Source organism: uncultured Bradyrhizobium sp. (assembly GCF_947648125.1).
GTDB lineage: Bacteria > Pseudomonadota > Alphaproteobacteria > Rhizobiales > Xanthobacteraceae > Bradyrhizobium.
The window spans coordinates 12,565-39,058 of sequence record NZ_CANSMR010000005.1 but is presented as its reverse complement, the minus strand read 5'-3'; the positions used below and the strand labels follow the sequence as shown (position 1 = coordinate 39,058).

General features: G+C 64.6%; 26 protein-coding genes. 8 read left to right on the top strand and 18 right to left on the bottom strand.

Annotated features, from left to right (window positions below):
* Positions 1 to 33 precede the first annotated feature (33 nt).
* The 4 genes from hisC to Q0030_RS11730 form a co-directional block, all read right to left on the bottom strand.
* Positions 34 to 1,086, bottom strand: a complete 1,053-nt coding sequence (gene hisC, locus Q0030_RS11745; RefSeq protein ID WP_298366746.1) for a histidinol-phosphate transaminase — start codon at positions 1,084 to 1,086, stop codon at positions 34 to 36.
* Between the two features lie 104 nt (positions 1,087 to 1,190).
* Entirely contained in the window at positions 1,191 to 2,045 is an 855-nt protein-coding gene (locus Q0030_RS11740) for a MaoC family dehydratase N-terminal domain-containing protein (RefSeq protein WP_298366743.1), read from the bottom strand.
* 27 nt (positions 2,046 to 2,072) lie between these two features.
* Positions 2,073 to 3,173 carry a CaiB/BaiF CoA-transferase family protein gene (locus Q0030_RS11735; protein ID WP_298366741.1) on the bottom strand — a complete coding sequence of 367 codons (1,101 nt, stop codon included), beginning with the start codon at positions 3,171 to 3,173 and terminating at the stop codon, positions 2,073 to 2,075.
* Between the two features lie 11 nt (positions 3,174 to 3,184).
* Positions 3,185 to 4,354, bottom strand: a complete 1,170-nt coding sequence (locus tag Q0030_RS11730) for an acyl-CoA dehydrogenase family protein (protein WP_021079771.1) — start codon at positions 4,352 to 4,354, stop codon at positions 3,185 to 3,187.
* Positions 4,355 to 4,521: 167 nt separating this feature from the next.
* Here Q0030_RS11730 and Q0030_RS11725 point away from each other — a divergent pair, with 167 nt between their 5' ends.
* Positions 4,522 to 5,445 (top strand): LysR substrate-binding domain-containing protein, encoded by a 924-nt coding sequence (locus Q0030_RS11725; RefSeq protein ID WP_298366738.1) that lies wholly within the window; start codon positions 4,522 to 4,524, stop codon positions 5,443 to 5,445.
* Between the two features lie 13 nt (positions 5,446 to 5,458).
* On the opposite strand, the gene Q0030_RS11720 is transcribed toward Q0030_RS11725, so the two are convergent.
* The 4 genes from Q0030_RS11720 to Q0030_RS11705 form a co-directional block, all read right to left on the bottom strand.
* Positions 5,459 to 6,052, bottom strand: coding sequence for a thiamine pyrophosphate-dependent enzyme (locus tag Q0030_RS11720; RefSeq protein WP_298366736.1), 594 nt, complete (start codon positions 6,050 to 6,052; stop codon positions 5,459 to 5,461).
* On the bottom strand, positions 6,052 to 6,609 hold the full coding sequence (locus tag Q0030_RS11715; protein ID WP_298366733.1) for a thiamine pyrophosphate-binding protein: 558 nt from the start codon (positions 6,607 to 6,609) through the stop codon (positions 6,052 to 6,054). The genes Q0030_RS11720 and Q0030_RS11715 overlap by 1 nt, the downstream gene beginning before the upstream one ends.
* A gap of 144 nt (positions 6,610 to 6,753) precedes the next feature.
* Positions 6,754 to 7,557 (bottom strand): isocitrate lyase/phosphoenolpyruvate mutase family protein, encoded by an 804-nt coding sequence (locus tag Q0030_RS11710; protein WP_298366730.1) that lies wholly within the window; start codon positions 7,555 to 7,557, stop codon positions 6,754 to 6,756.
* A 69-nt stretch (positions 7,558 to 7,626) separates the two neighbouring features.
* A complete protein-coding gene (locus Q0030_RS11705; protein ID WP_298366728.1) occupies positions 7,627 to 8,526 on the bottom strand; it encodes an alpha/beta hydrolase in 900 nt (299 codons plus the stop codon).
* Positions 8,527 to 8,632: 106 nt separating this feature from the next.
* On the opposite strand from Q0030_RS11705, the gene Q0030_RS11700 reads away from it, so the two are divergent.
* Positions 8,633 to 9,142 (top strand): MarR family transcriptional regulator, encoded by a 510-nt coding sequence (locus Q0030_RS11700; protein WP_298366726.1) that lies wholly within the window; start codon positions 8,633 to 8,635, stop codon positions 9,140 to 9,142.
* Positions 9,143 to 9,176: 34 nt separating this feature from the next.
* Here the strand turns inward: Q0030_RS11700 and Q0030_RS11695 are convergent, their stop codons facing one another.
* From Q0030_RS11695 to Q0030_RS11685, 3 genes are all read right to left on the bottom strand, one after another.
* Positions 9,177 to 10,451, bottom strand: a complete 1,275-nt coding sequence (locus tag Q0030_RS11695) for a cytochrome P450 (RefSeq protein WP_298366723.1) — start codon at positions 10,449 to 10,451, stop codon at positions 9,177 to 9,179.
* A gap of 201 nt (positions 10,452 to 10,652) precedes the next feature.
* Positions 10,653 to 11,924 (bottom strand): cytochrome P450, encoded by a 1,272-nt coding sequence (locus Q0030_RS11690; protein WP_298366721.1) that lies wholly within the window; start codon positions 11,922 to 11,924, stop codon positions 10,653 to 10,655.
* Between the two features lie 228 nt (positions 11,925 to 12,152).
* A complete protein-coding gene (locus tag Q0030_RS11685; protein WP_298366719.1) occupies positions 12,153 to 12,512 on the bottom strand; it encodes a hypothetical protein in 360 nt (119 codons plus the stop codon).
* A gap of 298 nt (positions 12,513 to 12,810) precedes the next feature.
* On the opposite strand from Q0030_RS11685, the gene Q0030_RS11680 reads away from it, so the two are divergent.
* From Q0030_RS11680 to Q0030_RS11665, 4 genes are all read left to right on the top strand, one after another.
* A complete protein-coding gene (locus Q0030_RS11680) occupies positions 12,811 to 13,971 on the top strand; it encodes a DUF898 family protein (protein ID WP_298366716.1) in 1,161 nt (386 codons plus the stop codon).
* 4 nt (positions 13,972 to 13,975) lie between these two features.
* Positions 13,976 to 15,100: a M48 family metallopeptidase gene (locus Q0030_RS11675; RefSeq protein WP_298366712.1), complete on the top strand. Its 1,125-nt coding sequence runs from the start codon at positions 13,976 to 13,978 to the stop codon at positions 15,098 to 15,100.
* Positions 15,101 to 15,131: 31 nt separating this feature from the next.
* Positions 15,132 to 15,377 (top strand): hypothetical protein, encoded by a 246-nt coding sequence (locus Q0030_RS11670; RefSeq protein ID WP_298366710.1) that lies wholly within the window; start codon positions 15,132 to 15,134, stop codon positions 15,375 to 15,377.
* A gap of 151 nt (positions 15,378 to 15,528) precedes the next feature.
* Positions 15,529 to 16,164: a class I SAM-dependent methyltransferase gene (locus tag Q0030_RS11665; RefSeq protein WP_298366707.1), complete on the top strand. Its 636-nt coding sequence runs from the start codon at positions 15,529 to 15,531 to the stop codon at positions 16,162 to 16,164.
* A gap of 4 nt (positions 16,165 to 16,168) precedes the next feature.
* On the opposite strand, the gene Q0030_RS11660 is transcribed toward Q0030_RS11665, so the two are convergent.
* The gene (locus Q0030_RS11660) at positions 16,169 to 17,317 is read right to left on the bottom strand and encodes an ABC transporter substrate-binding protein (RefSeq protein ID WP_298366705.1); all 1,149 of its coding nucleotides are present in this window, start codon (positions 17,315 to 17,317) and stop codon (positions 16,169 to 16,171) included.
* Positions 17,318 to 17,831: 514 nt separating this feature from the next.
* Here Q0030_RS11660 and Q0030_RS11655 point away from each other — a divergent pair.
* On the top strand, positions 17,832 to 18,044 hold the full coding sequence (locus Q0030_RS11655; protein WP_298366703.1) for a hypothetical protein: 213 nt from the start codon (positions 17,832 to 17,834) through the stop codon (positions 18,042 to 18,044).
* Between the two features lie 9 nt (positions 18,045 to 18,053).
* On the opposite strand, the gene lspA is transcribed toward Q0030_RS11655, so the two are convergent.
* The 6 genes from lspA to Q0030_RS11625 all read right to left on the bottom strand — a co-directional run bounded on the left by lspA (position 18,054) and on the right by Q0030_RS11625 (position 24,618).
* On the bottom strand, positions 18,054 to 18,581 hold the full coding sequence (lspA, locus tag Q0030_RS11650; protein ID WP_298366701.1) for a signal peptidase II: 528 nt from the start codon (positions 18,579 to 18,581) through the stop codon (positions 18,054 to 18,056).
* A 951-nt stretch (positions 18,582 to 19,532) separates the two neighbouring features.
* A complete protein-coding gene (locus Q0030_RS11645; RefSeq protein WP_298366698.1) occupies positions 19,533 to 20,144 on the bottom strand; it encodes a hypothetical protein in 612 nt (203 codons plus the stop codon).
* A 231-nt stretch (positions 20,145 to 20,375) separates the two neighbouring features.
* Positions 20,376 to 21,371, bottom strand: coding sequence for a LysR family transcriptional regulator (locus Q0030_RS11640; protein ID WP_298366696.1), 996 nt, complete (start codon positions 21,369 to 21,371; stop codon positions 20,376 to 20,378).
* An 87-nt stretch (positions 21,372 to 21,458) separates the two neighbouring features.
* Positions 21,459 to 22,490 carry a MerR family transcriptional regulator gene (locus Q0030_RS11635; RefSeq protein WP_298366695.1) on the bottom strand — a complete coding sequence of 344 codons (1,032 nt, stop codon included), beginning with the start codon at positions 22,488 to 22,490 and terminating at the stop codon, positions 21,459 to 21,461.
* Positions 22,491 to 23,157: 667 nt separating this feature from the next.
* On the bottom strand, positions 23,158 to 23,955 hold the full coding sequence (locus Q0030_RS11630; RefSeq protein WP_298366693.1) for a DUF2927 domain-containing protein: 798 nt from the start codon (positions 23,953 to 23,955) through the stop codon (positions 23,158 to 23,160).
* Between the two features lie 93 nt (positions 23,956 to 24,048).
* On the bottom strand, positions 24,049 to 24,618 hold the full coding sequence (locus Q0030_RS11625; RefSeq protein ID WP_298366690.1) for a L,D-transpeptidase: 570 nt from the start codon (positions 24,616 to 24,618) through the stop codon (positions 24,049 to 24,051).
* A 321-nt stretch (positions 24,619 to 24,939) separates the two neighbouring features.
* Here Q0030_RS11625 and Q0030_RS11620 point away from each other — a divergent pair, with 321 nt between their 5' ends.
* Entirely contained in the window at positions 24,940 to 26,484 is a 1,545-nt protein-coding gene (locus Q0030_RS11620; RefSeq protein ID WP_298366688.1) for an acetolactate synthase large subunit, read from the top strand.
* The last annotated feature ends 10 nt before the right edge of the window (positions 26,485 to 26,494 follow it).

Here is a 26,494-nt window from a genome sequence, read left to right as displayed (position 1 = left end):
GACCCTGTAGCCGGCGTCGTCACAGGTGCGGGATCAGACCATCTGACGCAGCAGGCTGATCAGGCGGCCGCATTCATCGTCCGTGCCGACCGTGATGCGCAGGAAATCCTCGATCCGCGGCTTCTGGAAATGCCGTACCAGGACGCCGCGCTCCCGCAGTTTTGCGGCGAGATCGGCGCCGCGATGGGCGGGATGTCGGGCGAACACGAAATTCGCATGCGACGGCAGCACCTCGAAGCCGAGCTCGGTGAGGCCGCGGGCCAGCGCCTCGCGACTGGCGATGATGCGTTGTCGGGTCTCTTCAAACCAAGCGTCGTCCTCGATCGAGGCGACCGCGCCCGCGATCGCAAAGCAATCCAGCGGATAGGAGTTGAAGCTGTCCTTGACGCGCTCCAGCGCCTCGATCAGCGGGCGCTGGCCAATCGCGAAGCCGACCCGCAATCCCGCCAGCGCGCGCGACTTGGACAGCGTCTGGATCACCAGCAAATTCTCATGGCGCGCGACCAGCGGCATGGCGCTCTCGGCGCCGAAATCGACATAGGCCTCGTCGACCACCACCAGACGGTCGGGATGCTCGACTAGCAGTGCCTCGATCGCGGCGCGCGGCAGTGCGATGCCGGTCGGTGCGTTCGGATTGCACAGCAGGATGGCGCTGCCGGGCCGCCGGTAGTCGGCAAGGTTGATCCGCATCGTGGCATCGAGCGGGACCGCCTCGTAGCCGACACCATAGAGGCGGCAATAGACCGGGTAGAAGCTATAAGTGATGTCGGGGAACAGGAGCGGCGCGTCGTGCTTCAAAAGCGCCGGAAAGGCGTGGGCCAGCACCTCGTCCGAGCCGTTGCCGACGAACACTTCGTCCGCCGTCACCCCATAACGCTTCGCGATCGCCCCGCGCAGGGCGGTTGCACGGGGATCGGGATAGAGCCGCAGGCGATCCGTGGTCGCGGCGATCGCCGCCAGCGCGTGCGGCGACGGCGGGTAGGGATTCTCGTTGGTATTGAGCTTGACGAGGCCGTCGATCTTCGGCTGCTCGCCGGGCACGTAGGGCGACAGATTGTGGACGACCGAACTCCAGAAGCGACTCATGATCTCGTGATCCTGGGATGAATGCGGTCACAATACGGAAGACAAGGCGCTGATGAAAGCGCCTCGTTGTCCCGTCGCATTCTGATGTGGGTCGCGCTCGCGACCTACCAGGTCGCGGTGCCTTTCATGGTTGGCTGGCCCTCGGCATTCGCGGTCCACAGCTCCATGCCGCCGTCCTTGTCGTTGGCATTGATCGAGAACTCGCTGCCCTCGAACAGCGGCTGCACGCCGCGATAGGTGAGCTGCTTCGGCGGCCTGCCGCCACGGAGTTTCGCGGCGAGCTCGACGATGAAGGAGGCCTGCAGCGGGCCGTGGAAGATCAGGCCCGGATAGCCCTCGACCTTGGTGACGTAGTCGCGGTCGTAGTGGATGCGGTGGCCGTTGAAGGTCAGCGCCGAATAACGAAACAGCAGCACCGGATCGGAGACGTGGCTCTCGCGATGCTGCGCGGCCGGGGGAGGCGGCGGCGCCTTGGCTGGCGCTGCGGCTTGTGTGCTCGTCATCTCGCGATAGACGATGTCCTGCCGCTCGCGGACCGCAAGCCCGCGCGAGGTCGTCACCTCGTGATGGACCGAGACGAAGCACAGCGTGCCGGTCGAGCCCGATTTCACCGTGACGTCGGCAATGCGCGAAGTCCGCTTGGCGTCGTCGCCGATGCGCAAGCTATCGAAGAATTCGAGCTCGCCGCCGGCCCACATCCGGCGCGGCAGCGGCACCGGCGGCAGGAAGCCGCCGCGGGTCGGGTGGCCGTCGGGGCCAAGCTGCGACATCGGAAACACCGGCTGCGCCAGGCACCAATGCGTGGTCCACGGCGCGGCGTCGCCGGCCTTCGGCTCGCCGATCTCCTGGAACAGCGTCGCGCGCAGCCCCATCACAAGATATTTGGTGACGACGTCGGAGGCCTCTGTGCTGCGGCCGATCCACTGGCGGAGATGATCGAGGTCGAGTTTATCGCTCATGATGGTGTTGCCCGGGCAGGAGGGATCTCAGGATCGTTTGATGCGCTCGCCGATCGCAGGCACCTTGCCGTAGTGCCGGTCCTCGCCGACCACGATCGCGGCCGGCGCCGGATAGCTGACACGGCCGTTCGGCGTGTCGACCTCGATGCGGCGCAGATGCGGGTGCTTGGCGAGGTCGTCCATGCTGTTGACCTCGGCAAAGGCGATGTCGGCCTCGGCAAGCTTGCCCAGCAAGTCCTCGCGCGTGAGCTTGCCAAAACTGTCGCTGACGATCTGGTCGGTCAACGCGCGGTTGCGCACGCGCTCGACCATGTTGGCAAAGCGCGGATCGTCGGGCAGGCCGGGCTGGCCCAGCACCTTGGCGCACAGCGTCTTCCACTCGCGCTCGCTCTGGATCGAGATCAGGATCTCCTTGCCGTCCTTCGAGCGGAACACGCCGTATGGCGCGATCGAGGGATGGGCGAGGCCGATCCGCTTCGGCGACTTGCCGTCCTCGGCATTGAGCAGCGGCACCGTGAGCCAGTCGGCCATCACGTCGAACATCGAGATTCTGATATCGGCGCCCTGGCCGGTGCGGCCTCGGCCGATCAGCGCTTCGAGAATGGCAGCATGCGCGGTGGCGCCGGTCGCGACATCGACGATCGACATGCCGACGCGCGAGGCGCCTTCGGGGCCGCCGGTGATCGAGGCGAGGCCGCTCTCGGCCTGGATCAGCAGGTCATAGGCCTTGCGGTCGGCGTACGGACCGGTGTCGCCATAGCCGGTGATGGTGCACATGATCAGCTTCGGATAGGCCTTGCGCAGCCGCTCGCGCGAGAAGCCGAGCTTGTCCATCGAGCCTGGCTTGAGGTTCTGCAGCAGCACGTCGGCGCCCGCGATCAGCTCCTCGAGCTGCGCGCGGCCTTCCTTGGTGGCGAGATCGACCACGGCAGAATCCTTGCCGCGGTTGAGCCAGACGAAATAGCTGCTCTGGCCCTTCGCCGCAGCGTCGTAGCCGCGAGCGAAATCGCCCTCGGGCCGCTCGATCTTGATGACATGGGCGCCGGCATCGGCCAGGCGTGACGAGCAGAACGGCGCGGCAACCGCCTGTTCGACGGCGATGACGGTCAATCCCTCAAGCGGCAGCATGATCTGAGAACTCAGTAGGAGCGGGGCATGCCGAGCACGTGCTCGGCGACGAAGGACAGGATCAGATTGGTCGAGATCGGCGCCACCTGGTAGAGCCGGGTCTCGCGGAACTTGCGCTCGACGTCGTATTCCTCGGCGAAGCCGAAGCCGCCATGGGTCTGCACGCAGGCATTGGCCGCTTCCCAGGACGCATCCGCTGCCAGCATCTTGGCCATGTTGGCCTCGGCGCCGCAGTCGAGCCCCGCTTCATATTTGCGGGTGGCTTCCTTCACCATCAGTTCAGCCGCGCGCATCGAGGCATAGGCTTTCGCGATCGGAAACTGGATGCCTTGGTTCTGGCCGATCGGCCGGCCGAACACGCTGCGCTCCTTGGCGTAGTTGGTGGCCTTGGCGATGAACCACTTGGCATCGCCGATGCATTCGGCCGCGATCAGGATGCGCTCGGCATTCATGCCGGAGAGGATGTAGCGGAAACCCTTGCCTTCCTCGCCGATCAGATTCTCCGCCGGCACCTTCATGTCGGTAAAGAACACTTCGGTGGTGGCGTGGTTCATCATGGTGCGGATCGGGCGGATCTCCAGCCCCTTGCCCTTCACCTCACGCATGTCGACGATGAACACCGAAAGCCCGTCGGTGCGCTTCTTGGATTGCTCCTTCGGCGTGGTCCGCGCCAGCAGCACCATCAGGTCGGAATATTCGGCGCGGCTGGTCCAGATCTTCTGGCCGTTGACGACGTAGTGGTCGCCCTCGCGACGCGCGAAGGTCTTCAGCGACGAGGTATCGGTGCCGCTGGTCGGCTCGGTGACGCCGAACGCCTGCAGCCGCAACTCGCCGGTCGCGACCTTCGGCAGATACTTTGCCTTTTGCGCGTCGTTGCCGTGCCGCAGCACGGTGCCCATCGTGTACATCTGGGCGTGGCAGCCGCCGCCGTTGCAGCCGGCGCGCTGGATCTCTTCCAGGATCGCCGCCGCGGCCGACAGCTTGAGGCCCGCGCCGCCATATTCCTCGGGGATCAGCACCGAGAGATAACCGGCCTCCGTCAGCGCATCGACGAACTCCTTCGGATAGGCCATCTGGCGGTCGAGCTTGCGCCAGTATTCGCCGGGAAACTGCGCGCAGAGCTTTGCGACGGCGTCGCGGATGTCGGAATGATCGTCGGTGTGCTGTTCGTGTGCGGTCATGATTTCGTCTTGTTGGGTTTCGTCTTGCCGAGAGGTTGCGCCAGAGCGTTGTCGAGCGAAGCGGAAACCGGTTCGCGTGAGGAAAACGCCCGCTGTTGTGGGGTCCCGGTAAACTCCCTATGCTGTTTTGTTATAGCGTATGAACCTGCCTTCCAGGATTGGCAAGTATGGATTTCCGCCAGCTTAGGACCTTTGCGTGCGTCGCGGAACTCGGGAGTCTGAGCAAGGCATCCGATACCCTGCGGGTCGCGCAGCCGGCGCTGAGCCGACAGATCAAGCTGCTGGAGCACGAGCTGCGCACCGAATTGTTCACGCGCAACGGCCGCGGCATGGTGCTGACCGATGCCGGCCGGCTGCTGCTGGCGCGCACCGGCGGTATCGTGCGGCAGATCGACCAGATCCGCGACGACATCCAGTCCGCGGGCGGCGCGCCGTCCGGGCGCGTCGTGCTCGGGCTGGTGCCGACGGTGAGCTGCGTGATCTCCGCGCGGCTGGCGCGGCGCACGGTGGAACGCTATCCCGGCATCTCGCTCTGCATCGTCGAAAGCTACAGCGGTCATCTGATCGAGTGGCTGCATCGCGGCGAGATGGACCTTGCGGTGATCTACGGTCCGTCGGTCGATCTGCACCTGGCGGTGCAGAGCCTCGGCCGCGACTCGATCGTCGCGGTGGGCCCGCGCGGCAGCGGGTTGAAGCAGAAGAAGCAGGTCGATATCGGCTGGCTGCTGCGCCAGCGCCTGGTGCTGCCCAGTCATTCGCACGGGCTCCGCGCCATGATCGAGCATGCGGCGGCGAAGAAGAAGGTCACGCTCGACGTCAAGCTCGAGGCGGATTCGTTTCGCGTGCTGACGAGTTTGGTGGAGGAGGGGCTCGGATACACCATGCTGCCGCCGTCCTCGGTGCGCGGCGAGGTCGCCGACGGCCGGCTCGAGACCGCGCCGCTCGCGCGGCCGGCGCCGCGGCGCGAGCTGACGCTGGCCTCGCCGGTCGAGCATCCCGGCTCCAACGCGATCACGCTGATCGCCAAATTGCTGCGCGACGAGGTCGCCGCGTGCCGCGCCGACGGGCTCTGGGATATCCAGCTCGCCTGAGCGCGGCTTCGCATCATCTCACCTGGAAGCCGAGATGACCGCGGAAGCGGTTCTTGAGATAGGTGCCGTCGCGCGGCGGCAGCGCGCGCTCGACCTCACCGGCGGCGATGCGGATGCGCGCCAGTCGTGGGCCGCCGCCGAGATCGCGCAAGCTATTCCGGAAGCGTTCGATGCCGGCCATGTCGGCGATATCGGAGACATTGCGGATGCCGGCGCCGCTTGCGATCACCTCGAGCTTCGCCCCTAAGCCGGAATGGCTGAGCTGCATCCCGGTCTCGCCGAAATGGCCGTTGTCGAGCACCGCGATCGAGAGATTGCCGGGCTGCTTGGTGGCGATGGTCAAGAGGCTGCCGATGCCCATCAGCTGCTCGCCGTCGCCGGTGATAACAAGCACCGGCCGCTTCGGCTGCGCCAGCGCGAGGCCGAGCCCGACCATCGCGGCGCCGCCCATCGCGCCCCAGAGATAGAAATTGCCGGGGTGTTCGCCGGCGTCGAACACATCATAGGACGAGGAGCCGAGCCCGGAGATCACGAGCAAATCGCCGCGGTCGCTGAGCAGCGCCTTCACGGCGGCGCGGCGATCGAGAGTGCCTGTTGGTGCTGACATCAGTGCGTCTCCCTGGTCCACTTCTTGCGGCCGATCATCCGCTGCGAGATCAGTACCGCGACCTGCTGGTCGCCGTCATAGGCGAGCGAGGCGGCGGCCGAGATCACTTCCTCGGTGTCATCGGGGTTGTCGAGCCGCAGCACGGTGGTGCCCATGATCTCGAAAGCCTGCGGCGTCGCGCGGCCCATCGGAATCTGCCAGGGATTGAACTCGGCCCATTCGCCGCGCATCGTCACCAGGGTCAGCAGCGGAAAGCGGCAGCTCGCCATCAGCGACAGCATGTTGACGCAATTGCCGACACCGCTCGATTGCATCAGCAGCACCGCGCGGTCGCCGCCGAGCCAGGCGCCGGCGGACAACGCCACGCCTTCTTCCTCGGTTGTCAGCACCGTGGTCTTGATGTCGGCATCGGCGTGCGACAGCTTGATCAGCTTGGAATGTCCGGCGTCGGGGACGTAGGACACCTGCGCGACGCCAAAATCCTTCAGCGTGCGGTAGATCGCGACCGGCCAGTCGGTGCTGGTCGCGCTGTCCTGGTGAATGGCAATCTGGTCCATCGTGGGCCTCGGCTCGGGGCGCGCAATGGCGCGTCCTCACCCAAGCCTTTACCGCGCGAGCAGACTTAACTCCCTTCGCATCTGGCTCGCGCAGCTATACCGGATTTGTATACCCCGCGTCAGCGCGGCCGGCGGCCTTCGAACTCAGCCATTCGGCTGCAGGAACGTGCCGTACTGCTTGCTCGCGACCACTGCGGCGGCGGCCTCTCCGATGACGCGCATCGCTGCCATCATCGGCCACGGCCCAAGGCTGATCCGGCGCACGCCGGCGCGGGCGAGCTCGCCGATTTCGGGAACGCCCCGCGTCACCATGATGTTGACCGGCAGCGGCGTCAGCTGGACGAGCCGCTCGATCAGCGCGAGGTCGTTCAAACCCGGCACAAAAATGCCATCGGCGCCGCCATCGGCATAGAGCTTCGCGCGCCGCACCGCTTCATCCAGGCATTGCTCCGGCGAGCCGAATTTCAGCAGAAACGGATCGGTTCGGGCATTGATGAAGAGACGAACTCCGGATTGCTGCGCGGCGTTGCGCGCGGCCCTGATCTTGGCGGCATGCTGCTCGGGATCGACGAGCTGCCGCTTGCCGCCGGCAAGCCCGTCCTCGATATTGATGCCGATCGCGCCGGCCTTCAAGATCCTCGCCGCCGAATGCGCGGCAGCGTCCGCCGTGTCGCCATATCCTGCCTCCAGATCGATCGATACTGGAACAGAGACGGAAGCGGTCATTCGCGAGATCAGGCCTTCCACGATGTCGAGCGGGGCATTTTCGCCGTCGGCATAGCCGAGCGCGGACGCGACCGCGCCGCTGCTGGTTGCCACCGCCGGCGAACTCTTCGCGATCGCCTTGGCCGTCGCGACATCCCAGGCGTTGAACAGGACCAGCGGGTCGCCTGTCCTGTGAAGAGCGTGAAACGCTTCGGCGTATTGCTGCTGTGTCGTGGCGTCCATTGCGCGCACTCCTGTTCAGAGAGAATTTGAAAGACTTTGTGACGTGGTCGCTGGCCGCAGCACGGCTGTTCAGCCGGCGGCGTGGGTCTTGAACCAGTCCATGATCAGGCCGGTGACCTCGGCCTCACGCTCGAGGTGCGGGAAGTGCCCGACATCGGGCAGCACAACGCGCTGATGCGGCCCCTTGAACAGCGGTTCTTCCTTGATCGAATACCGCGCCGTCGGATCGTTGCCGCCATAGATCGTCAGCGTCGGCGTATGCATGTCGTTGATCGGCAGCCGGCCCGCAACGCCCGCATCGACCAGGCCGTTGTAGTATTTCAGCGCCGCCTTCATGGTGCCGGGAGCGCTGAGCGTCGCCTTGACCGAGCGGAGATGCGCGTCGTTCTCGAAGGCTGGCGACCACAATTTCCAGAGGTAGTCGACGAAGGGAAGTCCCTCGATGTTGACCGCCGAGTGAGCGCCAGGCACCGTAAAGAAATAGACATGGAAGACCGATCGAACGGCATCGGGATCGCTCCTGAGGCTCGGGATCGTGATCGGGTGCGCGGTGTTCATGACAACCGCGGCCTTGATTGCCGACGGTGAGGTGGCCAGCGCCTGGAAGGTCGACGTGCCGCCCCAATCCATGCCGACGACACACGCCCGTCCATCGTCGCTCAGCGCTGCGATCAGCGCTTCGAGATCCTGCCCCAGCGCGATCGGATCGAAGATGCCGTCGGCCGGAATCTCGGTCGGCGCATAGCCGCGCAGGAACGGCGCGACCGCGCGATAGCCGGCATCCGCGAACACTTGCAGCTGCTTTCGGTATGACCAGGCGTTGTCGGGAAAGCCATGCATGAACATGACGAGCGGCCCGCTGCCCTGTTCGAGATAGGCAAACCGCACGCCGTTGGCCTGCACGTATTTCAATGCGGGTTCGCTGCCGGCGGCATCAGGCGTGGCCAATGCGGTGCTTCGGATCGTCATCGCTCTCTCCATTTTTGATCGTCGTGGCTCTCCCGGATAAATATGTGCGCAGCGCACATATCTGGTCAAGTTGTTTTCTGTGCGCAGCGCACATATTATTCCCGGCATGGAAAACGGAATCGCCAATCTGCTGGGCGCGCTGTCGCTCGCCGTCATGGACCGGATCGAGCAAGGCGCGCGCGAAGTGGTCGGCCGCGGCGGCGAAACACCTGCGGCCCTCATCGTCATTGGCTATGGCCAGGGCATGACCAACGACAAGCTGAGACGGATCCTCGGCCTGTCGCATTCCGGAACGGTCCGGCTGGTGGATCGTCTGGTTTCGGATCGGCTTGTCGAACGCCGCCCGGGCAAGGACGGCCGCGAGGTCGCTTTGCACCTGACGGCGTCAGGCACTGCATCGCGCAACGAACTGCTGGCGTCGCGGATCTCCGCCGTGACGTCGCTGCTGGACGTGCTGTCGTCGGCCGAACGGAAGCAGCTTGCGACATTGATCCGCGAGCTGCTGGCACGGCAGGATACGTCCGAGATGGATCGCTTCACGATCTGCCGGATGTGCGACGACCGGGTCTGTACCAATTGCCCGTTGCCGACCAGCAAGGGCCAGCACGCGCGCTAGTACGTGACAAGACTAGCGCGACTAATGCGAGGGCTCAGCCCGGGATACGCACCGGCAGGTTCTCGATGCCGCGCACGAAGCTGGAATAGACGCGCTTCGGCTCGCCGACCACCTCGATGCGGTCGAAGCGCTTCAGCATCTCCTGCCAGACGATCTTGAGCTGCAGCTCGGCGAGCCGCATGCCGACGCAGCGGTGGATGCCGAAGCCGAACGACAGATGGATGCGCGGCCGGGCGCGATCGATGATGAATTCGTCCGGACGGTCGATCACCTCGTCGTCACGGTTGCCGGAGACGTACCACATCACGACGCGGTCGCCCTTCCTGATCGTCTTGCCGCCGATCTCGGTGTCCTGAAGGGCAGTGCGCCGCATGTGCGCGAGCGGCGTCTGCCAGCGGATCACCTCCGGCACCATGGTGTCGATCAGCGCGGGGTTCTCCTTCAGCTTCCTGAACTGGTCGGGATGCTCGTGCAGCGCCAGCACCGAGCCGCTCATGGTGTTGCGCGTGGTGTCGTTGCCGCCGACGATGAGCAGGATGATGTTGCCCATCAGATTGTCGGGATCCATGTGCCGGGTGGCGTCGCTATGCGCCATCATCGACAGCAGGTCGTTGCGCGGGGCCGCGTTGACGCGCTCGTTCCACAGCTTCGAGAAATAGGCGTAGCACTCGTCCATCTCTTGCCGGCGCTCTTCCGGCGAGTTGACGATGCCGCCCTTCGGCAGCGCGGTCGAGACGTCGGACCAGCGCGTCAGCTTGCGCCGTTCCTCCCAGGGGAAATCGAACAGCGTCGCCAGCATCTGGGTGGTCAGCTCGATCGAGACGCGCTCGACGAAATTGAAGGTCTCGTTGCGCGGCAGATTGTCGAGCACGCTGGCCGAGCGCTGGCGGATCAGCTTCGCCAGCTCGTCGAGATGATTGGGCGTGAACATCGGCGACACGGTCTTGCGCTGATGGGCGTGCTTCGGCTGGTCCATCGCGATGAAGCTTGGATAGTCGTAGCCGGGCGGCACGTCGCGGATCGAGATGCCGCCGAGCGTGGAATCCGAGGAGAAGATGCCGTGGCTGGTGTCGACATGCATGATGTCGTTGTACTTCACGACCGACCAATAGGGTTCGATCGGCGAATTGGTGCAGTAATGCACCGGCTCTTCCTTGCGCAGCCGCTCGAACCACGGCCACAAGGTGTCGCTCTGGAATAACCGCGGCGCGCCGGGATGAAAATCCTTCAGCGGCGTCGCATAGGCTTCCTCGCGGGCGAGGCGCTGCAGCTCGGCCCGGTCGGCACGGATGGCGGTCTGGACGTTCATCTCAGCTAGCTCCAGTGAATTTTCTGAGTTCCACCTCTCCCGCTTGCGGCGGTCGAGACGAGCGAAGCTCGCTCTTAGGTCGGATCGCATCGAAGATGCGATCCGGGTGGGGGCTTTCTCCACGCGAAGAGTGTCATCTGCGGCGAGACCCCCACCCCGACCCTCCCCCGCAAGCGGGAGAGGGAGTAAACCTTCCACGCGTCAGGCGGCAATGCGCACTGGCAGCGTCTCGTAGCCCTTGATAAAGCTGGAATACACCCGCTGCGGCTCCTCCACCACCTCGATCGTGTCGAAGCGCTTGAGGATCTCCTCCCAGATGATCTTGAGCTGGAGCTCGGCGAGACGCAGGCCGACGCAGCGGTGAATGCCGAAACCGAACGAGATATGGGTGCGCGGCCGGGCGCGGTCGATCAGGAACTCGTAGGGCTTCTCGATCGCCTCTTCGTCGCGGTTGCCCGAGACGTACCACATCACGACCTTGTCGCCCTTCTTGATCTGGCGGCCGCGGAACTCGAAGTCGGCGAGCGCGGTGCGCCGCATATGGGCGAGCGGCGTCTGCCAGCGGATCACCTCGGGCACGAAACTGTCGATGAGCGCCGGGTTCTCCTTGAGCTTGCGATACTGCTCCGGATGCTTGCTCAGCGCGTAGATGCTGCCGGACAGCGTGTTGCGCGTGGTGTCGTTGCCGCCGACGATCAACAGGATCAGGTTGCCGAGGAAATTCTTCGGATCCATGTTCCGCGTGGCGTCGCTGTGCGCCATCATCGAGAGCAGGTCGCTCTTCGGCGGCTGGTCAGCGCGTTCCTTCCAGAGCCTCGCGAAATAGCTCGCGCATTCCATCAGTTCGGCCTGCCGCTCGTCCTCGGTGGCGACGAGGCCGCCGGCGCCGGGCAGGGTGGTCGCGACATCGGACCAGCGGGTCAGCTTGCGGCGGTCCTCCCAGGGGAAGTCGAACAGCACCGCGAGCATCTGTGTGGTCAGCTCGATCGAGACCTTGTCGACCCAGTCGAACACCTCGCCGCGCGGCAGATTGTCGAGGCACTCGGTCGAGCGGTTGCGGATATTGATCGCGAGCTCGTCGAGATGCGTCGGCGTGAACATCGGCGCCACGGTCTTGCGCTGCGCCGAGTGGCGCGGCTGGTCCATCGCGATGAAGCTTTCGCGGCGCAGGTCCGGCGGCACGTCGCGGATGGTGATGCCGCCGAGCGATGCGGCCGAGGAGAACACCGAATGGTTGGTCTCGATGTCCATGATGTCGTTGTAGCGGGTGATCGACCAGTACGGTCCGAACATCGAATCCTTGCAGTAGTGCACCGGATCCTCGCGGCGCAGCCGGTCGAAATACGGCCAGAAGGTATCGGTCTTGAACAGTTCGGGATGGCCGGGATCGTAATCCGCGAGCGGAAGCGTGTTGGCGCGTTCGCGTGCGGCGTCCAGATTGGTGTTGTCGACCAGATCGATGGTCCCGTGCATGAGCGGCTCCTCAACCGTTTCGCGGCCGGGGCATCGCCGGCGCGGCATGTTTTACCGAATTACATTCTCATTCCGCGGTTTGCGCAAGGGCTCTCAGCGCGCTTTTGGCCGCATTGATGTCAGGCCAAAAGCGGCCGAATCCGGGCTTTTCGCCGGTGGAGCGGGCAAGGCGGCGACCAACGCTGTTTGAAACGGCGTTTGATATTGGTCGGGCGGGGCGGGCGGCGTCTATTGGGGGGCGGGCTTTTCGCAGGGGTAGGTGTCCTGCAAGCCCCAGAGCAGCAGGAGAGCAACCGCCATCTCGCCTTTGGCGGACCGCTTGTCGGCGGACTTGAGCATGATCTCTTCGGTCTGCTCGCTGCTGAGCGCGAGGTCGCCCGGCATGCAGAACAACAATTGTCCGCCATGCCGTGTCAACCAGGCATTGGAAGCCATCAGGCCGCCTCGCACGCCGTCCAGGTACATATGATTGAAGGTGCGAAAGTTCTCATTCTTCGGATTGCGATAGGAATCCAGCCGCACATCGACTGCAGCAGCGGGAGCTGCCGTCAGCGCAAGAAAGCACGCCGACATTATCCACTTGCTCATCGCTACCCTTCCTCGCTTGTCCGGCGTGTTCCCCTGTCACCTGATCCGTAAGTATCTCATTCCCGCCATGGGGTTCGAAGCTCGCGCTCGACGAGGGGGATGGCGGCCGCCTTGCTCCGACCGGGGGCACACCGGCATCAAGGACTGCGCTGTTTCCGGCGATGCCGTTAAGGCATGGCCAACCGCACCCCAGCAAAAATCGGCCGGCGATCTCGACCTTGTGTGAAACCTGGATCACACTCACAGCGACAAACCTGTGCTTTTGATACGCAGAGATTGTCTCGCCTGGAGTGACCCCGTGAACGACATGAGCTGGACCCCGCTGGGGCCGCCGCAGCCGCCCCCGCAACCGGTTCCGCCGCCGATGCCGGTGGCGTTTTCAGGGAACCGGAAGGAGTTTTTCCGGCTGGTCGCGCGTGGTGCCGGACTCGAATTGGTCACGCTCGGCTTCTACCGGTTCTGGCTCACCACCGACATCCGTCGTCACCTCTGGTCGAACACCCAGATCGATGGCGACGCGCCGGAATATACCGGCCGCGGCAAGGAGCTCCTGATCGGCTTCCTGGTCGCGCTCGCGATCCTGGTGCCGATCTATCTCGGATATTTCCTGATCGGCATCGAGGCGGAGCATCTCAAGGCGTTCGCCTCGTTGCCGCTGGTCGCCTTCTTCTATCTGTTCGGCCAGTTCGCGATCTATCGCGCGCGGCGCTACCGCCTGACCCGCACGGTGTGGCGTGGCGTCCGGTTCTGGATGAGCGGCTCGGGCTGGATCTATGCGCTGAAGGCCTCGCTGTGGGGCGTGCTGGTCGTGATCACGCTCGGCCTCGCGCTGCCGTGGCGCGAGGCGGCGCTCGAGCGCTACAAGATGCGGCATTCCTATTACGGCGATCTTCAAGGCTCGTTCGAGGGCCGCGGCTGGGAGTTCTTCAAGCGCGGCTGGTGGCTCTGGCTCTTGATGCCGTTCGCGCTCTACAGCACGATCTTCGCCCCGTTCGCCTATGCCGCGTTCAAGGCGATCGAGTGGCGCTGGTGGCTGTCGGGCATTCGCTTCGGCGAGGTCCGGCTGGAATCCACCCTGCGCCGCAGCGCGCTGATCGGCCTGTACTGGAAGGTGATCGGCTGGGTCGTGCTGCTCGGCATGGTGTTCGCGGCCTATCTCGTGCTCTGCACCTTCCTGGTCGCCAGCATGGACGGCTCCTCGATCGCGACCTTCTTCAAGACCGAGGCGTTCGCCAAGAGCATTCCCCTGATCGTGCTGCTCGGCATCGGCTATCTCGCCTATGCGCTGGCGATGAACGTGGTGATGCGGGTCTATCTGATGCGCGATCTCTGGGTCCGGGTGCTGTCGTCGACCATCGTGCACAACATCGAGGCGGCGGCCAACGTCACCGCGCGCGGCGATCTCGCCAACGCGCTCGGCGAAGGTTTTGCCGACGGCCTCGACGTCGGTGGTTTCTAGCGACATGGACTCCGGTACCAGCGAGACCAACTCCGCGGCGACGCCTGCACCGGGCGCCGTCTTCTTCGACGGTGCATCGAACCGGCGGCGCGCCGTCGCGCTCAAACTGTCCGATGCGCTGGAGATCAGGGAAGACGGCGCGTTGCTGGCGCGCTGGGCGTTTGCCGACATCCGCCGCGCCGACAGCCCGTTCGGCCTGTTGCGGCTGAGTTGCCTGACCGCACCGTCGCTGGCGCGGCTCGAGATCCGCGACGCGCAGCTCACTGCCGAACTCGTCGCGCGCTGCGACGCGCTCGAGGCCGACCTGCCGAACCGCAGGGGCGTCGCCGCGATCGTCGGCTGGTCGCTGGCGGCTGCGGTGTCGATCGTGCTGGTGGTGCTGTTCGGCGTTCCGCTGGCTGCCGAGCGGTTGACGCCGCTGGTGCCTGACTCGTTCGAGCGCCGCCTCGGCGACGTCGCGGAGGCGCAGGTCAAGGTGCTGTTCAACGGCAAGCCGTGCAGCAACGCGGCCGGCCAGGCGGCATTCGAGAAGCTGGTCGGCAAGCTGCGGGAGACCGCGGGCTTCGACAATTCGGTGCAGTCGGGCGTGCTGGCGACGGCGGTGCCGAATGCCTTCGCGCTGCCGGGCGGCAAGGTCTTTCTGTTCGACGGGCTATTGGCGAAGGCCGAGAATCCCGACGAGATCGCCGGCGTCCTAGCGCATGAGCTCGGCCATTTGCGTCACCGCGACAGCATGCGCGAGCTGATCCACAATGGCGGCACCTCGTTCCTGATCGGGCTGCTGTTCGGCGACATCACCGGGTCCGGTGCGCTGATCTTCGCCTCGCGCTCGCTGGTGACGTCGTCCTATTCGCGGGACGCCGAGACCAATGCCGACACGTTTGCGATCGAGACCATGCACAAGCTCGGCCGTCCAGCGAAGCCGATGGGCGAACTGATGTTCCGCGTCACCGGCAAGGAAGGCGGCAAGGGGCTCTCGCTCGTCGCCAGCCATCCGCTGACCGAGGACCGCCTCGCGCGCATGGACAAGGCCGATGCCGCCGGCCCGGCCAGCGGCCAGCCGCTGCTGTCGCCGGCCGAATGGCAGGCGCTGAAGAGCATCTGCGGATCGGGCAAGGGCAAGGTGTGAAGCAGGGGGATTTCGAGACTGGAGCAGTCCCATGCCACGTGACGACAGATACTGGTTTCCCGCCAAGCGCTACGGCTGGGGCTGGGGACCTCCGAGCAACTGGCAAGGCTGGGCGGTGTTGGCGGGGTACGTCGTCCTCTCCTGGATCGGGGTCGCGACGATACCTCGGCATTCGCTGGCATCCTTCATTGCCTATATGGTCGTGCTGAGCCTGTTGTTCATCGCGGTGTGCTGGTGGAAGGGCGAGCCGCGGCGCTGGCGATGGGGCGGCGACTAGAGCGCGATGGGATCAGGCAGCCGGGAATTTGCGTCGGACTGAGCGGACCATTGCTTCGCTCGGTCGCGCGACATTTTGACGGAGTTGACCTGGGTGGGAGCGGACTGCTCATGGTCTCCGCGCCCGCACCCGCCCGGAGGATATGCCCGTCTTGACCATCGAAAGCGACGCCCGCTTCTGGGACCGGGCTGCACGCAAATATGCCGCGCGGCCGATCGCGGCGCCGGCCGAATATGAGCGCACGCTCGACCGCACCCGCGCCCTCTTGAAATCCAGCGATCATGTGCTGGAGCTCGGTTGCGGGACCGGCACCACGGCGCTCCGGCTCGCGGACGGCGTCGAGCGTTATCTGGCCACCGACATTTCGCCGGAGATGATTGCGATCGCCAACCAGAAGCACGCGACGACGCCGATCCGGGGTCTGACGTTCCGGGTCGCGACTGCCGATACCACGGCGGTCGATGCTGGACCGTTCGACGCCATCCTGGGGTTCAACTACCTCCATCTGGTTCGGGACCTGCATGGCACTCTCTGCCGGATTCACGCACTGCTGATGGCGGATGGCGTTTTCATTTCCAAGACGCCCTGTGTTGGTGAGATGAACCCGCTGGTCCGGCTTGTGCTGCCGGCGCTGCGCGCGATCGGAATGGCGCCCCATGCCGGCGTGTTCACGTCCGAGAAACTGCGCGAGTTCTTGAACGCCGGCGGGATCGAGATTGTGGCTGCAGAGAACCATGCGACGAAGGGCGACGATCACCGCCCCTACATCGTGGCGCGCAAGAGGTGACGTTCTACTTCACCAGCCTGAACTTGCCGCCCTCGACCTTGATCAGGAATGCCGACCGCTCGTCGTAGCCGTTGTGGTCGGTCGGGCTCATCGTCGAGAGGCCGTTGTTCAGGTAGACGTCCTTGCCGCGCTCGAGCTCGTCGCGCAGCGCGGCGCGGAATTCCGGTGTGCCGGGCTTCGCCGTCTTCAGCGCGCTCGCCGCCGCCCGCTTGAACAGCGTGACGGCGTCCCACAGATGGGCGCCGAAGATGTTCGGCTTTTGCCCGTTGACCTTCTCGTAGGACGACACGAACTCGTCGCGCGCCTGGCGGAACGGATCGTTCGCCGGCAGATCGTCGGCGATCGTGAAGGCCTCGCCGGTGAAGATCGCACCCTCGACATTGGCGCCGCCGAGCTTGATGAACTCCTCCGACGCAACGCCGTGGGTCTGGAAGATCTTGCCGGCATAGCCGCGGCTGCGCAGCGCCTCCTGCGGCAGCACGGCCGGCGTGCCTGCGGACGCGATGAACACCGCCTCCGGGTTGGTCGCGATCACCTTCAGCGCCTGGCCCATCGCGCTGGTGTCGGCGCGCGCATAGACCTCATGCGTCGTGACGGTGAGGCCGAGCGACGGTGCCAGCCGTGACACCTCAGTGTAGTAGCCTTCGCCATAGCCGTCGGACACGCCGATATAGCCGAGCGTCTTGATGCCGGATTTCGCGATGTATTTCAGGATCGCCGCCGCCATCAAATCGTCATTGGGGACCACCTTGAACGCCCAGCGACGGCGCTCGTCCATCGGCCGCACGATCGCGGTCGCCGCCGCGAGCGAGATGATCGGCGTCTTGGATTCGAAGGCGACGTCGAGCATCGGCATGGTCACGGGGGTCAACGAGGAGCCGATCAGGATATCGACGCCGTCCTGGATCACGAGGCGGCGGGCATTCTGCGTACCCTTGGTCGGATCGGATTCGTCGTCGAGCGCGATATAGACCACCTTCTCGCCGCCGATCTCCTTCGGCAGCGCGGCGATGGTGCGCATCTGCGGCTGGCCGAGCGCCGAGCCCGGCCCCGATCCGGATACCACGACGCCGACCTTGATGTCGGCCCGCGCGTCCGGCGCGATCAGCAGCGCGCCCGCGAGTACCCAGAGTCCGGCCATGGCCAGCTTCATTGCAATTCCTCCCAGCAGGTTCTTCTTGTGTCAGTGCGGCCGATGATAGCCGACCGGCGTCCGGTTCGGCATCTTATTGATTCCACCGGATGCGTCTGTCCCCCTGATTGGGGACATCCGGGCAGGCGGCGCGGCGCCGAAGCCTCAGCCAAGATCAGCCCATCTCGTCCAGCGGCCGGATTCGATCTTGCTCGGTCCCGGCATCGGGGTCGAGGCAGCGCGATGCAGGGCGAAGGCAATCGCCGGGGGCAAGTTGCGCGACAATCCGTGTCCCAGGCGCGTCCTGAAACTTCGTGTTTACCATTCCCTTAAAGGCCGTGGGAACCAGTTTCCCTAATCGGGCGGCAACGACCTCCTGTTATTGAAGAACAGGAAAAGGGAGTACGAACCATGTTCAGCATTGTTCGGATCCTGGTTTTGATCGCATGTGCGCATGCGGGATCCGCGTACGCGGAAATGCCGTCTGACGGCTCGCGGCCTTTGCAAGCAGTTTATGTCCAGGCAGTTCACGTCGATGAGTGAGCCTCATCCGATCGCGCCCGAGCACGCGCGCGCCATCTGCGAAGAGATCGGCGAGCGACTGCGCCACGCCCTGCGCGGCGATTACGCCGATTTGCCGCCAAGACTGCAGCAGCTCATGAACGAGCTCGCTCTGCAGGATTGTGAAGCACCGTCGCTGGTGCCAACCATGGCGGACATGACGCGATCGCTGGTCGTCGCGGCCTAGGACATCAGCCTAGTTGTCGCGTTGGTCTGCCTCTGGCCTTGCCTCTGTCTTTACCTCGGGCACCTCCAACGACGGCAGGAGCGCGGCCAGCAAGACAAGCGCGATCCCCAGATCGATCGAAACGTCGGCGACGTTGAAGATCCAGACAAATCGAAGTTTCGAGGCGTCGAACAGGTCGATGACGGCACCCAATCGAAGCCGGTCGATCGCATTTCCGGCAGCTCCGGCGCCGATCAAGGCGAATCCAAGGGCGTTGAGGGTCGATGTCGATCGCCGCAGCATCGCTCCGAGCAGGGCCGCCGCTGCAGCAAGGCCGACGCAAGCGAGCGTCCAACGCGACAACGCTCCGTAGTCGGGAACGAGACCGAATGCGTTGCTGCGATTGAACACGAGGGTGAGATCGACGGGGCCCGGTAGCTTGACGGTGGCGCCGGTTTCCAGCGATCGAAGCGCCCAAAGCTTTGTCAGCTGATCCAGCGCCAGCATCGCGAGTGCCGCGCTGAGCGCGACGATGCGCGAGCTTCGATATCTTCTCACGAAACCGTTTCTCGCTCCGCTGTCGTCCACGCCATGGGCAGCCCTCCTGTCGCACCATAGTGTGACGGGCCGCAGCGGCCAATATCCAGGTGCCTGACCGGAATAGCGCGCGGTGGCTTTCCAACTGACCGAAATCTTCTTCCGTCATGGCCGGGCTTGTCCCGGCCATCCACGTCTTTTCTTACTTGATAGCTGCAAAGACGTGGATGCCCGGGACAAGGCCGGGCATGACGGAGCTGGATGGAATTGCCTGAATTCAACTGAGATGCACTGCTCCGGCTCAAGCCAACAGCGCCGGACAGGAATTTCAGGCGGTTGAATGTGTGCTAGCCTGCATCCCGGGACGGAATTGCCGTCCGGCATCTTGGGAGGACCTGGCTATGAAACGCCCGTCGCTCTTCGTCACGCATGTCGCTGTCGCCGTCTTGTCGATCGCGCCGCTCGTATGCGGATCAAGCGGCCCGGCGTGGTCGCAGCCCAGCCCGCTTCCCAGCATTTCGGTCGAGGCGCCGAGGCACGCAGGCGTTCAACCGAGGCCGAAGCAGCACGCGGCGGCGCGCAGCACTTCGGCTTCGTCTCTGCATGCAGCTGCGACCTCGGTGTTCTGCGTCGGCGGCTGCATGACGAGCATGAGGTCAGGCGACCGCCCCTGGGTCGGATGCTCCTGGTCTGCCGGCGCGTCCGCCTACACCGGGTGCCGAAACATCGGCCCCGGCAGCATCCCCTTCAAGAGCTACAATCAGTGCACGGAAACCGGGCTCAACAACGGCTGGAGATCCGGTGAAGTCTCCGCGTATTGCACCAGCCTGGCTTTGAAGTAGGCACGACGCAAGGGCATCGTACAAGTTGCGCTCGAATGTCCAAGGCCGGGCAATGGCCTAAGTGCCGCCGCTTGATCCAGCGCGTCGAGATGAGAGGTTGACTCAAAATCGATAATCGTTGGCTGGGTGGTTAGCTCGGTCGCCACCGATCGTTGAGTTTTTGCTTTAGAGCGTTACCATTCTGCCTTCCAAGCAAGATGAGTTCACGCTTGCGTCCGCTTCGCAGATGAAGAACCAATCGGCCAGAGTGAGGCACGTTCCCCATGCCCCACTTCCGGCCTGCCCGAAATTCAGTTGCGGTGATATCATTCCAACGAATTTGGAAGTTGGCCGAATGCATTCGAAGAAACTTTGCTGAAGTCAAATCGACACGCTCGTATCGTTTCGCTGCTTGGGTCCGCGCCCAGAATTCTTGATTCGACATCGATGAGGTCGTGACGGGAGGACTGATCACCAAACCCCTCACCGTCGCGCCGACTAGCATTTGATCCATTGCGAATATTTTGTAGGTTCGGTTGAGTATCAAAGCGTAATACTCCATCGCCGCGAACCATGGCAGGTCCTCTGTTGCGTCGCTGTTTCCGCCTGCGGCATCAGAACTTGACTCTGGAGTGTTGCCTTCACTCAACGTCGGCGTCCACAGCAGCGACAAGATCTGCGCGCGACCAAACAAGAACCAGGCAGCCATGAGTAAAGCGAACGGCCACCACGAAAGCAGCGCCGACCAAAAATGGTCATCCATGCTGGAGATTCCTCTGAGCCCGACCTTAGAAAGCAAGCGCCCGGCGATATGTAGGAATGGCGACCAAGCGTTAAGAAGTGCGCTCGCGCTAAGATAAAATGCGCATAACATTTACACGTATTAGTTGTGCATTTCGTCGGTATACGCGGGAACAGAATTGGCTCCCGCTTGGGCCGCTCCGTGTCCGCCATCGAAATCGAAACTGCCGTGAGCTGGGCGTTTGCGCGCCGCTTACACGTTCTTCGCGACCTTCCGCGTTCGTGTCGGTCCGGCGCCGGCGATTGCCGGCTTGATATTCCACACCGCGCGCACGCTTGCGAAGGCGTGGGCGATCACCGGCTCCTGGCGGCGGGCGGCGAGGCAGGCGAAAGAGAGGTCGCAGGTGAGCTTGACCCTGTCGGCGACCACGAACTGATGCGGGCGCGCCATCCGTGGCGCCAGCACGCTGTCGCGCGCGAGGCTGAGGCAGAGGCCGGATTCGACGAAGTCGATCATCGCCTCTTCCTGATCGGTGTAGCCGACCCGCTTCGGCAACGCGCCAAGCGGACGGAAGATGTCGTCCAGCAGGCGGCGGTGGCCGGAATGCGGCGGTGTTGCAAGCCAGGGCAGCTCGGCGAGCTCCGCCCAGTCCTTGCCGATCACCCGGTCTCGCCAGCCGATCGGCGCGATGACGCGGTAGTTATAGCTGAGCAGCGGCGCCAGCTGGTAGCGGCCGTCGGCGATGGTCCGCTCGGTGAAGCTGTGATGGACCAGCTGCTCCGGCGGCGTGGCGTCGACATAGTAGCCGACGTCGAGCTCGCTCCGGCCGACCTGCGCGAGCACGTCGTCGCTGACGCCATGGCGCAGAAACACTTCGGTGCGTTGCGAGGACATCGCAAGGCTGCGCACGAACGGCCCGAGCCGGGTGAATTCGGGGTCGAGGATGGTGCCGACGCGCAGCGTGCCGCGCTGCGCCTCATTCAGCGAGTCCGCCATCGCCTTGAAGTCAGATGCCGCGGCCACCGCCCGGTGCGCCAGCGGCAGCAGCGCGGCGCCGGCCTCGGTCAGCGTGAAGCCGCTGGGTGTGCGGTTGAACAGCTGCAGTCCGGTGCTTTCCTCGAGCGCCTTCAGTTGCAGACTGACCGCCGGCTGGGTCAGTTTCAGCATCGCGGCAGCGCGCGATACAGTGCCCTCACGGGCAACCGTGATGAAGCAACGCAAGGCCTGGGTACGGGGAAGCTCGGTCATTGTGTGAGCTTATAGCACACTTTTTTGCCGTGCATCCGACCTGCGTCGTGCATTGTTGTGTGATTATAATACAACCAATGCGAGAAGTCAGGATGGCAGCCACGCAACCATGCCTTCGGTGCGCGCCCGCACCTCTGGAGCGGCGAGGCAAGTCGCGACCGCTTCATAGCCAGGCGCACCGGGCATGGGCGTGACAGAGATCGGCACGCTGTGATTGGCGGGGCACAGGATGATCGCTTCATCGTCGCCGACCGCGTCGAGGTCCAGGATCGCGGTGGAGCGTGTGAGGAAGAACAGCGGCCGCGCCTCGGGCCCGCGACGGCGCAGATGCGCGATCACGGCTTCCTGGCTGGCTGCATCGAGCCCGTGTTCGAGCATGTCGATCACCAGGATCGTGTCGCCGTCGGCCTCGAGCGCGGCGAGCAGGGTGGTCAGCGCGGCTGACTCCACCGCGCCATCGGCGAGGAGGACGGCAAGGCTCGCCTCGACCCTCGCCTTGTGCGCCGGATCGGCATCGAGCCGCGCACGAACGGCCGCGCCGCCGTCGGCGGTGCGGTCCAGCCCCACGAAGCTGGCGTCGGGCAGCACTTCGGCCAGCCGCTGCCCGAGGCGCGTCTTGCCGCTGCCGAGCGGGCCGACGATGTAGTTCAGCAGCTTGATGTCGCGCAGCTCGAAGCGCTCGCCGCCCCACGGCCACGGCAGATCGAACGCGACGCCGATCGCCGGCCGTACCCTGACCGCACTGACGAGGTCGCGCGTCGCGGGCATCTTGCCGCGGGCGAGGTCGGCGCGCAGCCGGCGCACCCTGGCGATGCTGTCGCCGGATTGGCGCATCCGCGCTTCGAGCGAGGCCTCGTGCGCGGCCAGCACGCGGCCGAAGATGACGACGTCGCCGCTCAGGATCCGCGCCACTTCATTGATGCTGAGGCCGAGCGCGCGCAGCGCGACGATCTCGGCGCCGCGCGCCATCTCGGCCGCACCATAGGCGCGCCATCCAGCCGGCGTGCGGCCGGGCGCGATCAGGCCGCGTTCCTCGTAGAGGCGCAGCGCTTTCGCCGAGATCCCGAGCTGCCTTGCAGCTTCGGACGGGCTGAGGAAACGGGCAGCAGGAGCATTCATCGAATCACCTCGCGTCGTCTGACCGCGCCTCTATGGAGGTGGCCGCAGGGGTAAGGTCAAGCGGAGAGGGTGGTGATCCCGCATCGGGTGGGGAGACGGCGGTGAGGTGAGCACGCCTCTTAGGCTCCCTCCCCCCTTGTGGGGGAGGGTTGGGGAGAGGGGTGGCCCCGTGTGAGATGATTGATGAGGGCATCGCTCGCGCAACTTGCTCGCTTGTCGTGACGATACGGAGAGAGCGCGTGGTGTGGCACCCCTCTCCCTAACCCTCTCCCGCAAGGGGAGAGGGAACCCTACCGCCGGTGCGTCCCTTACGCGCGCGTCACGCGAGAATGCGAAGCTGCGTCCTCATCCACAACTGTCATCGCCCGGCTCGACCGGGCGATCCAGTACGCCGCGGCTTCTCGGCTCAAGCACTGCTGTCTCTGGAATACTGGATCACCCGCATGCGCGGGTGATGACACCGAACAAGCTGTTTGACCGGTGGAGTCGAGACCTATCCTCATCGTCGTCCTGGCGAAAGCCAGGACCCATTACCCCAAATCGCAATCGTTGCGCGATCTGGAGCCACGATCCCGTTCACAATCAAATGCGGTGGTTATGGGTCCTGGCTTTCGCCAGGACGACAGCGGTGTTTCTGGCGAGCACCATGCACCGATCACAGCCACCCTCACTCCAGATGGTTCACCTTCGCCACCCAGGCGCGGACGTCGGTGAGCACGGCGGGCAGCGCGGCCTTGACCTCCTGCACGTTCATGCCGGGCTTGATGCGGGGGTCGTAGAGCAGGTTGAGCAGGTATTGGTCGTAGACGTCGAAAAAGCCCATCGAGACGCTGTCGTTGAACATGGTCCACGGCACGGTCGCGGTGTCGTTGATGGGGCCGAGCGACTGCAACAGCTCCTCATAGGCGCAGTCGAGGAAGACGAAATCGCCATTGTCGACGGTGAGGATGACGTCGGAATGCTCGATCTCGTAGTTCTCGTTCTTGCGGAAGCCGGACAGGCATTGCGGATCGAGCGAGGTGCGGATCTCCTTGGCGCGCTCCTGGCCGTAGAAAGTCGCGATGGTGCGGTAGAGCTCGCGGTCGCGCACCAGCTTGACCACGACATTGGCCGCGTCGTTGTTGTCGGTCATCGCGATGTCGAGATGCTGCACCTTGGCTCGGATGTCGGCAATGACCTTGGCGAGCTGGACCTTGCGGTCGGCACGGTTGCCGTCGGCGAACACGCGCACCGGCTTGTCGTATTTGCGGATGCGGTCGACCCGACCGGCGAGATGATATTCGGCGCCGAACGCGGTTTTCAGAAAGCCCTCGACGATCTCGGCGTCGGTGAAGACCTTCTTCTCGTTGCGTTGGCGCGCCACGATGGCCGGTACCTCGGCGGCGGCAGGCGCGGTGCTATCGATGAGGCAAACGGCGAGCGCTGCGGCGAGAAGCAGAAGTATCGAAGGACGGTGCTGAGACATTACGACAACGCTGCCGCAAGGTTTGCGGCAGCGCAAGGTGGGATTGGCGATCTCGCCGGATGGAAGCGCCTGGTTCCGTTGAGATCGACGCGATCAGTTCTTCACCACCACGGTGGCGCCGACCGAGACGCGATCATAGAGGTCCTTGACGTCCTCATTGGTCATCCGGAAGCAGCCCGACGAGACCGCCTGGCCGATCGTCTCCGGCTCGTTGGAGCCGTGAATGCGGTACAGCGTCGAGCCGAGATACATCGCGCGCGCGCCGAGCGGGTTCTCGATGCCGCCGGCCATGTGGCGCGGCAGATCGGGGCGACGGCGCAGCATGTCCGAGGGCGGCGTCCAGGACGGCCATTCCTTCTTCGCGGAGATGCGGTGCACGCCGCTCCAGCGGAAGCCGTCGCGGCCGACGCCGATGCCGTAGCGCAGCGCCTGGCCGTTGGCCTGCACGAGATAGAGCCGGCGCTCGGCGGTGTTCACCACGATGGTGCCGGGGGCATAGTTGGTCGGGTAGTTGACGGTGGTGCGCGGGATCGGGCTCGCGCCGTTGCCGAAGAAGCTCGGGGGCTCGGATTGGTAGCCCCGCGAGTCGAAGAACTGGGCCTGGGCCTGGCCGGCACCTGCCAGGATCGTGAGCGCGGCAAACATCAAGGCAAACTTGCGCATCGTCGTCGTCCTCGCGAACAATCAAATATGCAGCCAAAAAGGCCACAATCGCCGGCGTTTCGCAAGCGACGAAGCGGTGACTTTAGGCACTTTCCGACAACACGGTTTAAAAAGGCAACAGACCGGAAGCGATACCTGCATTGTCCGGCCAAACCTTTGACGAAGCGGACGAAGAATGGTTGATCTGGAGCGTTTTCAAGCGAAGTGGAAACCGGTTCGCGTCAAGAAAACGCGACCAAACAAAGGATAAGAGCATGGTCCGATTCAATCGGATCATGTTCTGAAGCGACCTCAAGAACATCTCGAAACGGGAGCGTGAGCATGAACGGTGCGGAAAGTCTGGTGCGGACGTTGGTCGCGGGCGGCGTGGACGTCTGCTTTACCAATCCGGGCACCTCGGAGATGCATTTCGTCGCAGCACTGGACAAGGTCCCCGGCATGCGCTGCGTGCTCGGCCTGTTCGAAGGTGTGGTGACCGGTGCGGCCGACGGCTATTTCCGCATGAAGGGAACGCCGGCCTCGACGCTGCTGCATCTCGGGCCCGGCCTTGCCAACGGCCTCGCCAATCTGCACAACGCCAAGAAGGCGCATTCCGGCATCGTCAACATCGTCGGCCAGCACGCGACCTATCACATCGAATACAACGCGCCCCTGACGTCCGACATCGAAGGCCTGGCACGGCCGATGTCGGCCTGGGTGCGCACCTCGCCGGACGCCAAATCGGTCGCCCGTGATGGCGCTGCCGCGATCGCCGCCGCCAGCGGCGCACCGCCGCAGGTTGCGACCTTGATCCTGCCTGCCGACACAGCGTGGAACGAGGCCGACGGGGTGGCGCAGATGCCTGTGGAATCGCAGCGCCGGAGCTATTCGCCACAGGCCGTCGAGAGCGCCGCCAAGGTGCTGCGCAGCGGTGAACCGACATTGCTGCTGATGACTGGCAGCGCGGTGACAGAGCCGGGGCTGGCGCTGGCGGCGCAGATCGCCGGCAAGACTGGCTGCAAGGTCATGGGTCCGCTGGCGAGCCCGCGGATGGCGCGCGGACGCGGTCGGTTTTCGATCGAGCGGGTGCCTTATGTGGTCGAGCTGGCGCTCGCGGCGCTGAAGGGCTTTCGGCACATCGTTCTCGTCGAAGCCAACGAACCTGTCGCGTTCTTCGCCTATCCGAGCAAGCCGAGCCTGCTGAAGCCGGAGGGATGTGAGGTCCATCGCATGACCTCGAGCGGGGAGAATTCGGTGGCGGCGCTGCAGGCACTGGCCTCGGCGGTTGGCGCCAAGCCGGCCGATGTGAAGCCGCAGGCGACCGTCGAACTGGTGAAGCCGACGGGTGCCTTGAACCACGCGTCGATCGCCCAGGCGATCGCGGCTGCGGTTCCTGACAATGCCATCCTGGTCGACGAATCCATCACGACCGGGCGCGGCTTCTTTCCGCTGACGGCGAGCGCCGCTCCGCACGACTGGATTCAGAATCTGGGCGGCTCGATCGGCTATTCGACGCCGGTCGCGACCGGCGCGGCGATCGCCTGTCCGGACCGCAAGGTGATCTGCATGGTCGGCGATGGCAGCGCGATGTACACGATCCAGTCGCTGTGGACGCAGGCGCGCGAAGGGCTCAACATCGTCACCATCGTCTTCGCCAATCGCATGTACCAGATCCTGCGCGGCGAGTTCGATGGCGTCGGCGCCGGCGAACCCGGCAAGCGGGCGCAGGACATGCTGAGGATCGACAGCCCGACGCTGGATTTCGTCGCGCTCGCCAAGAGCATGGGCGTGCCGGGCCGGACGGTGACCACCGCGGACGAGTTCAACAAGGCCTTGGCGGAAGCCATCGCCGAGCCGGGCCCGCGGCTGATCGAAGTGCAGGTGTAGAGCCTATTCT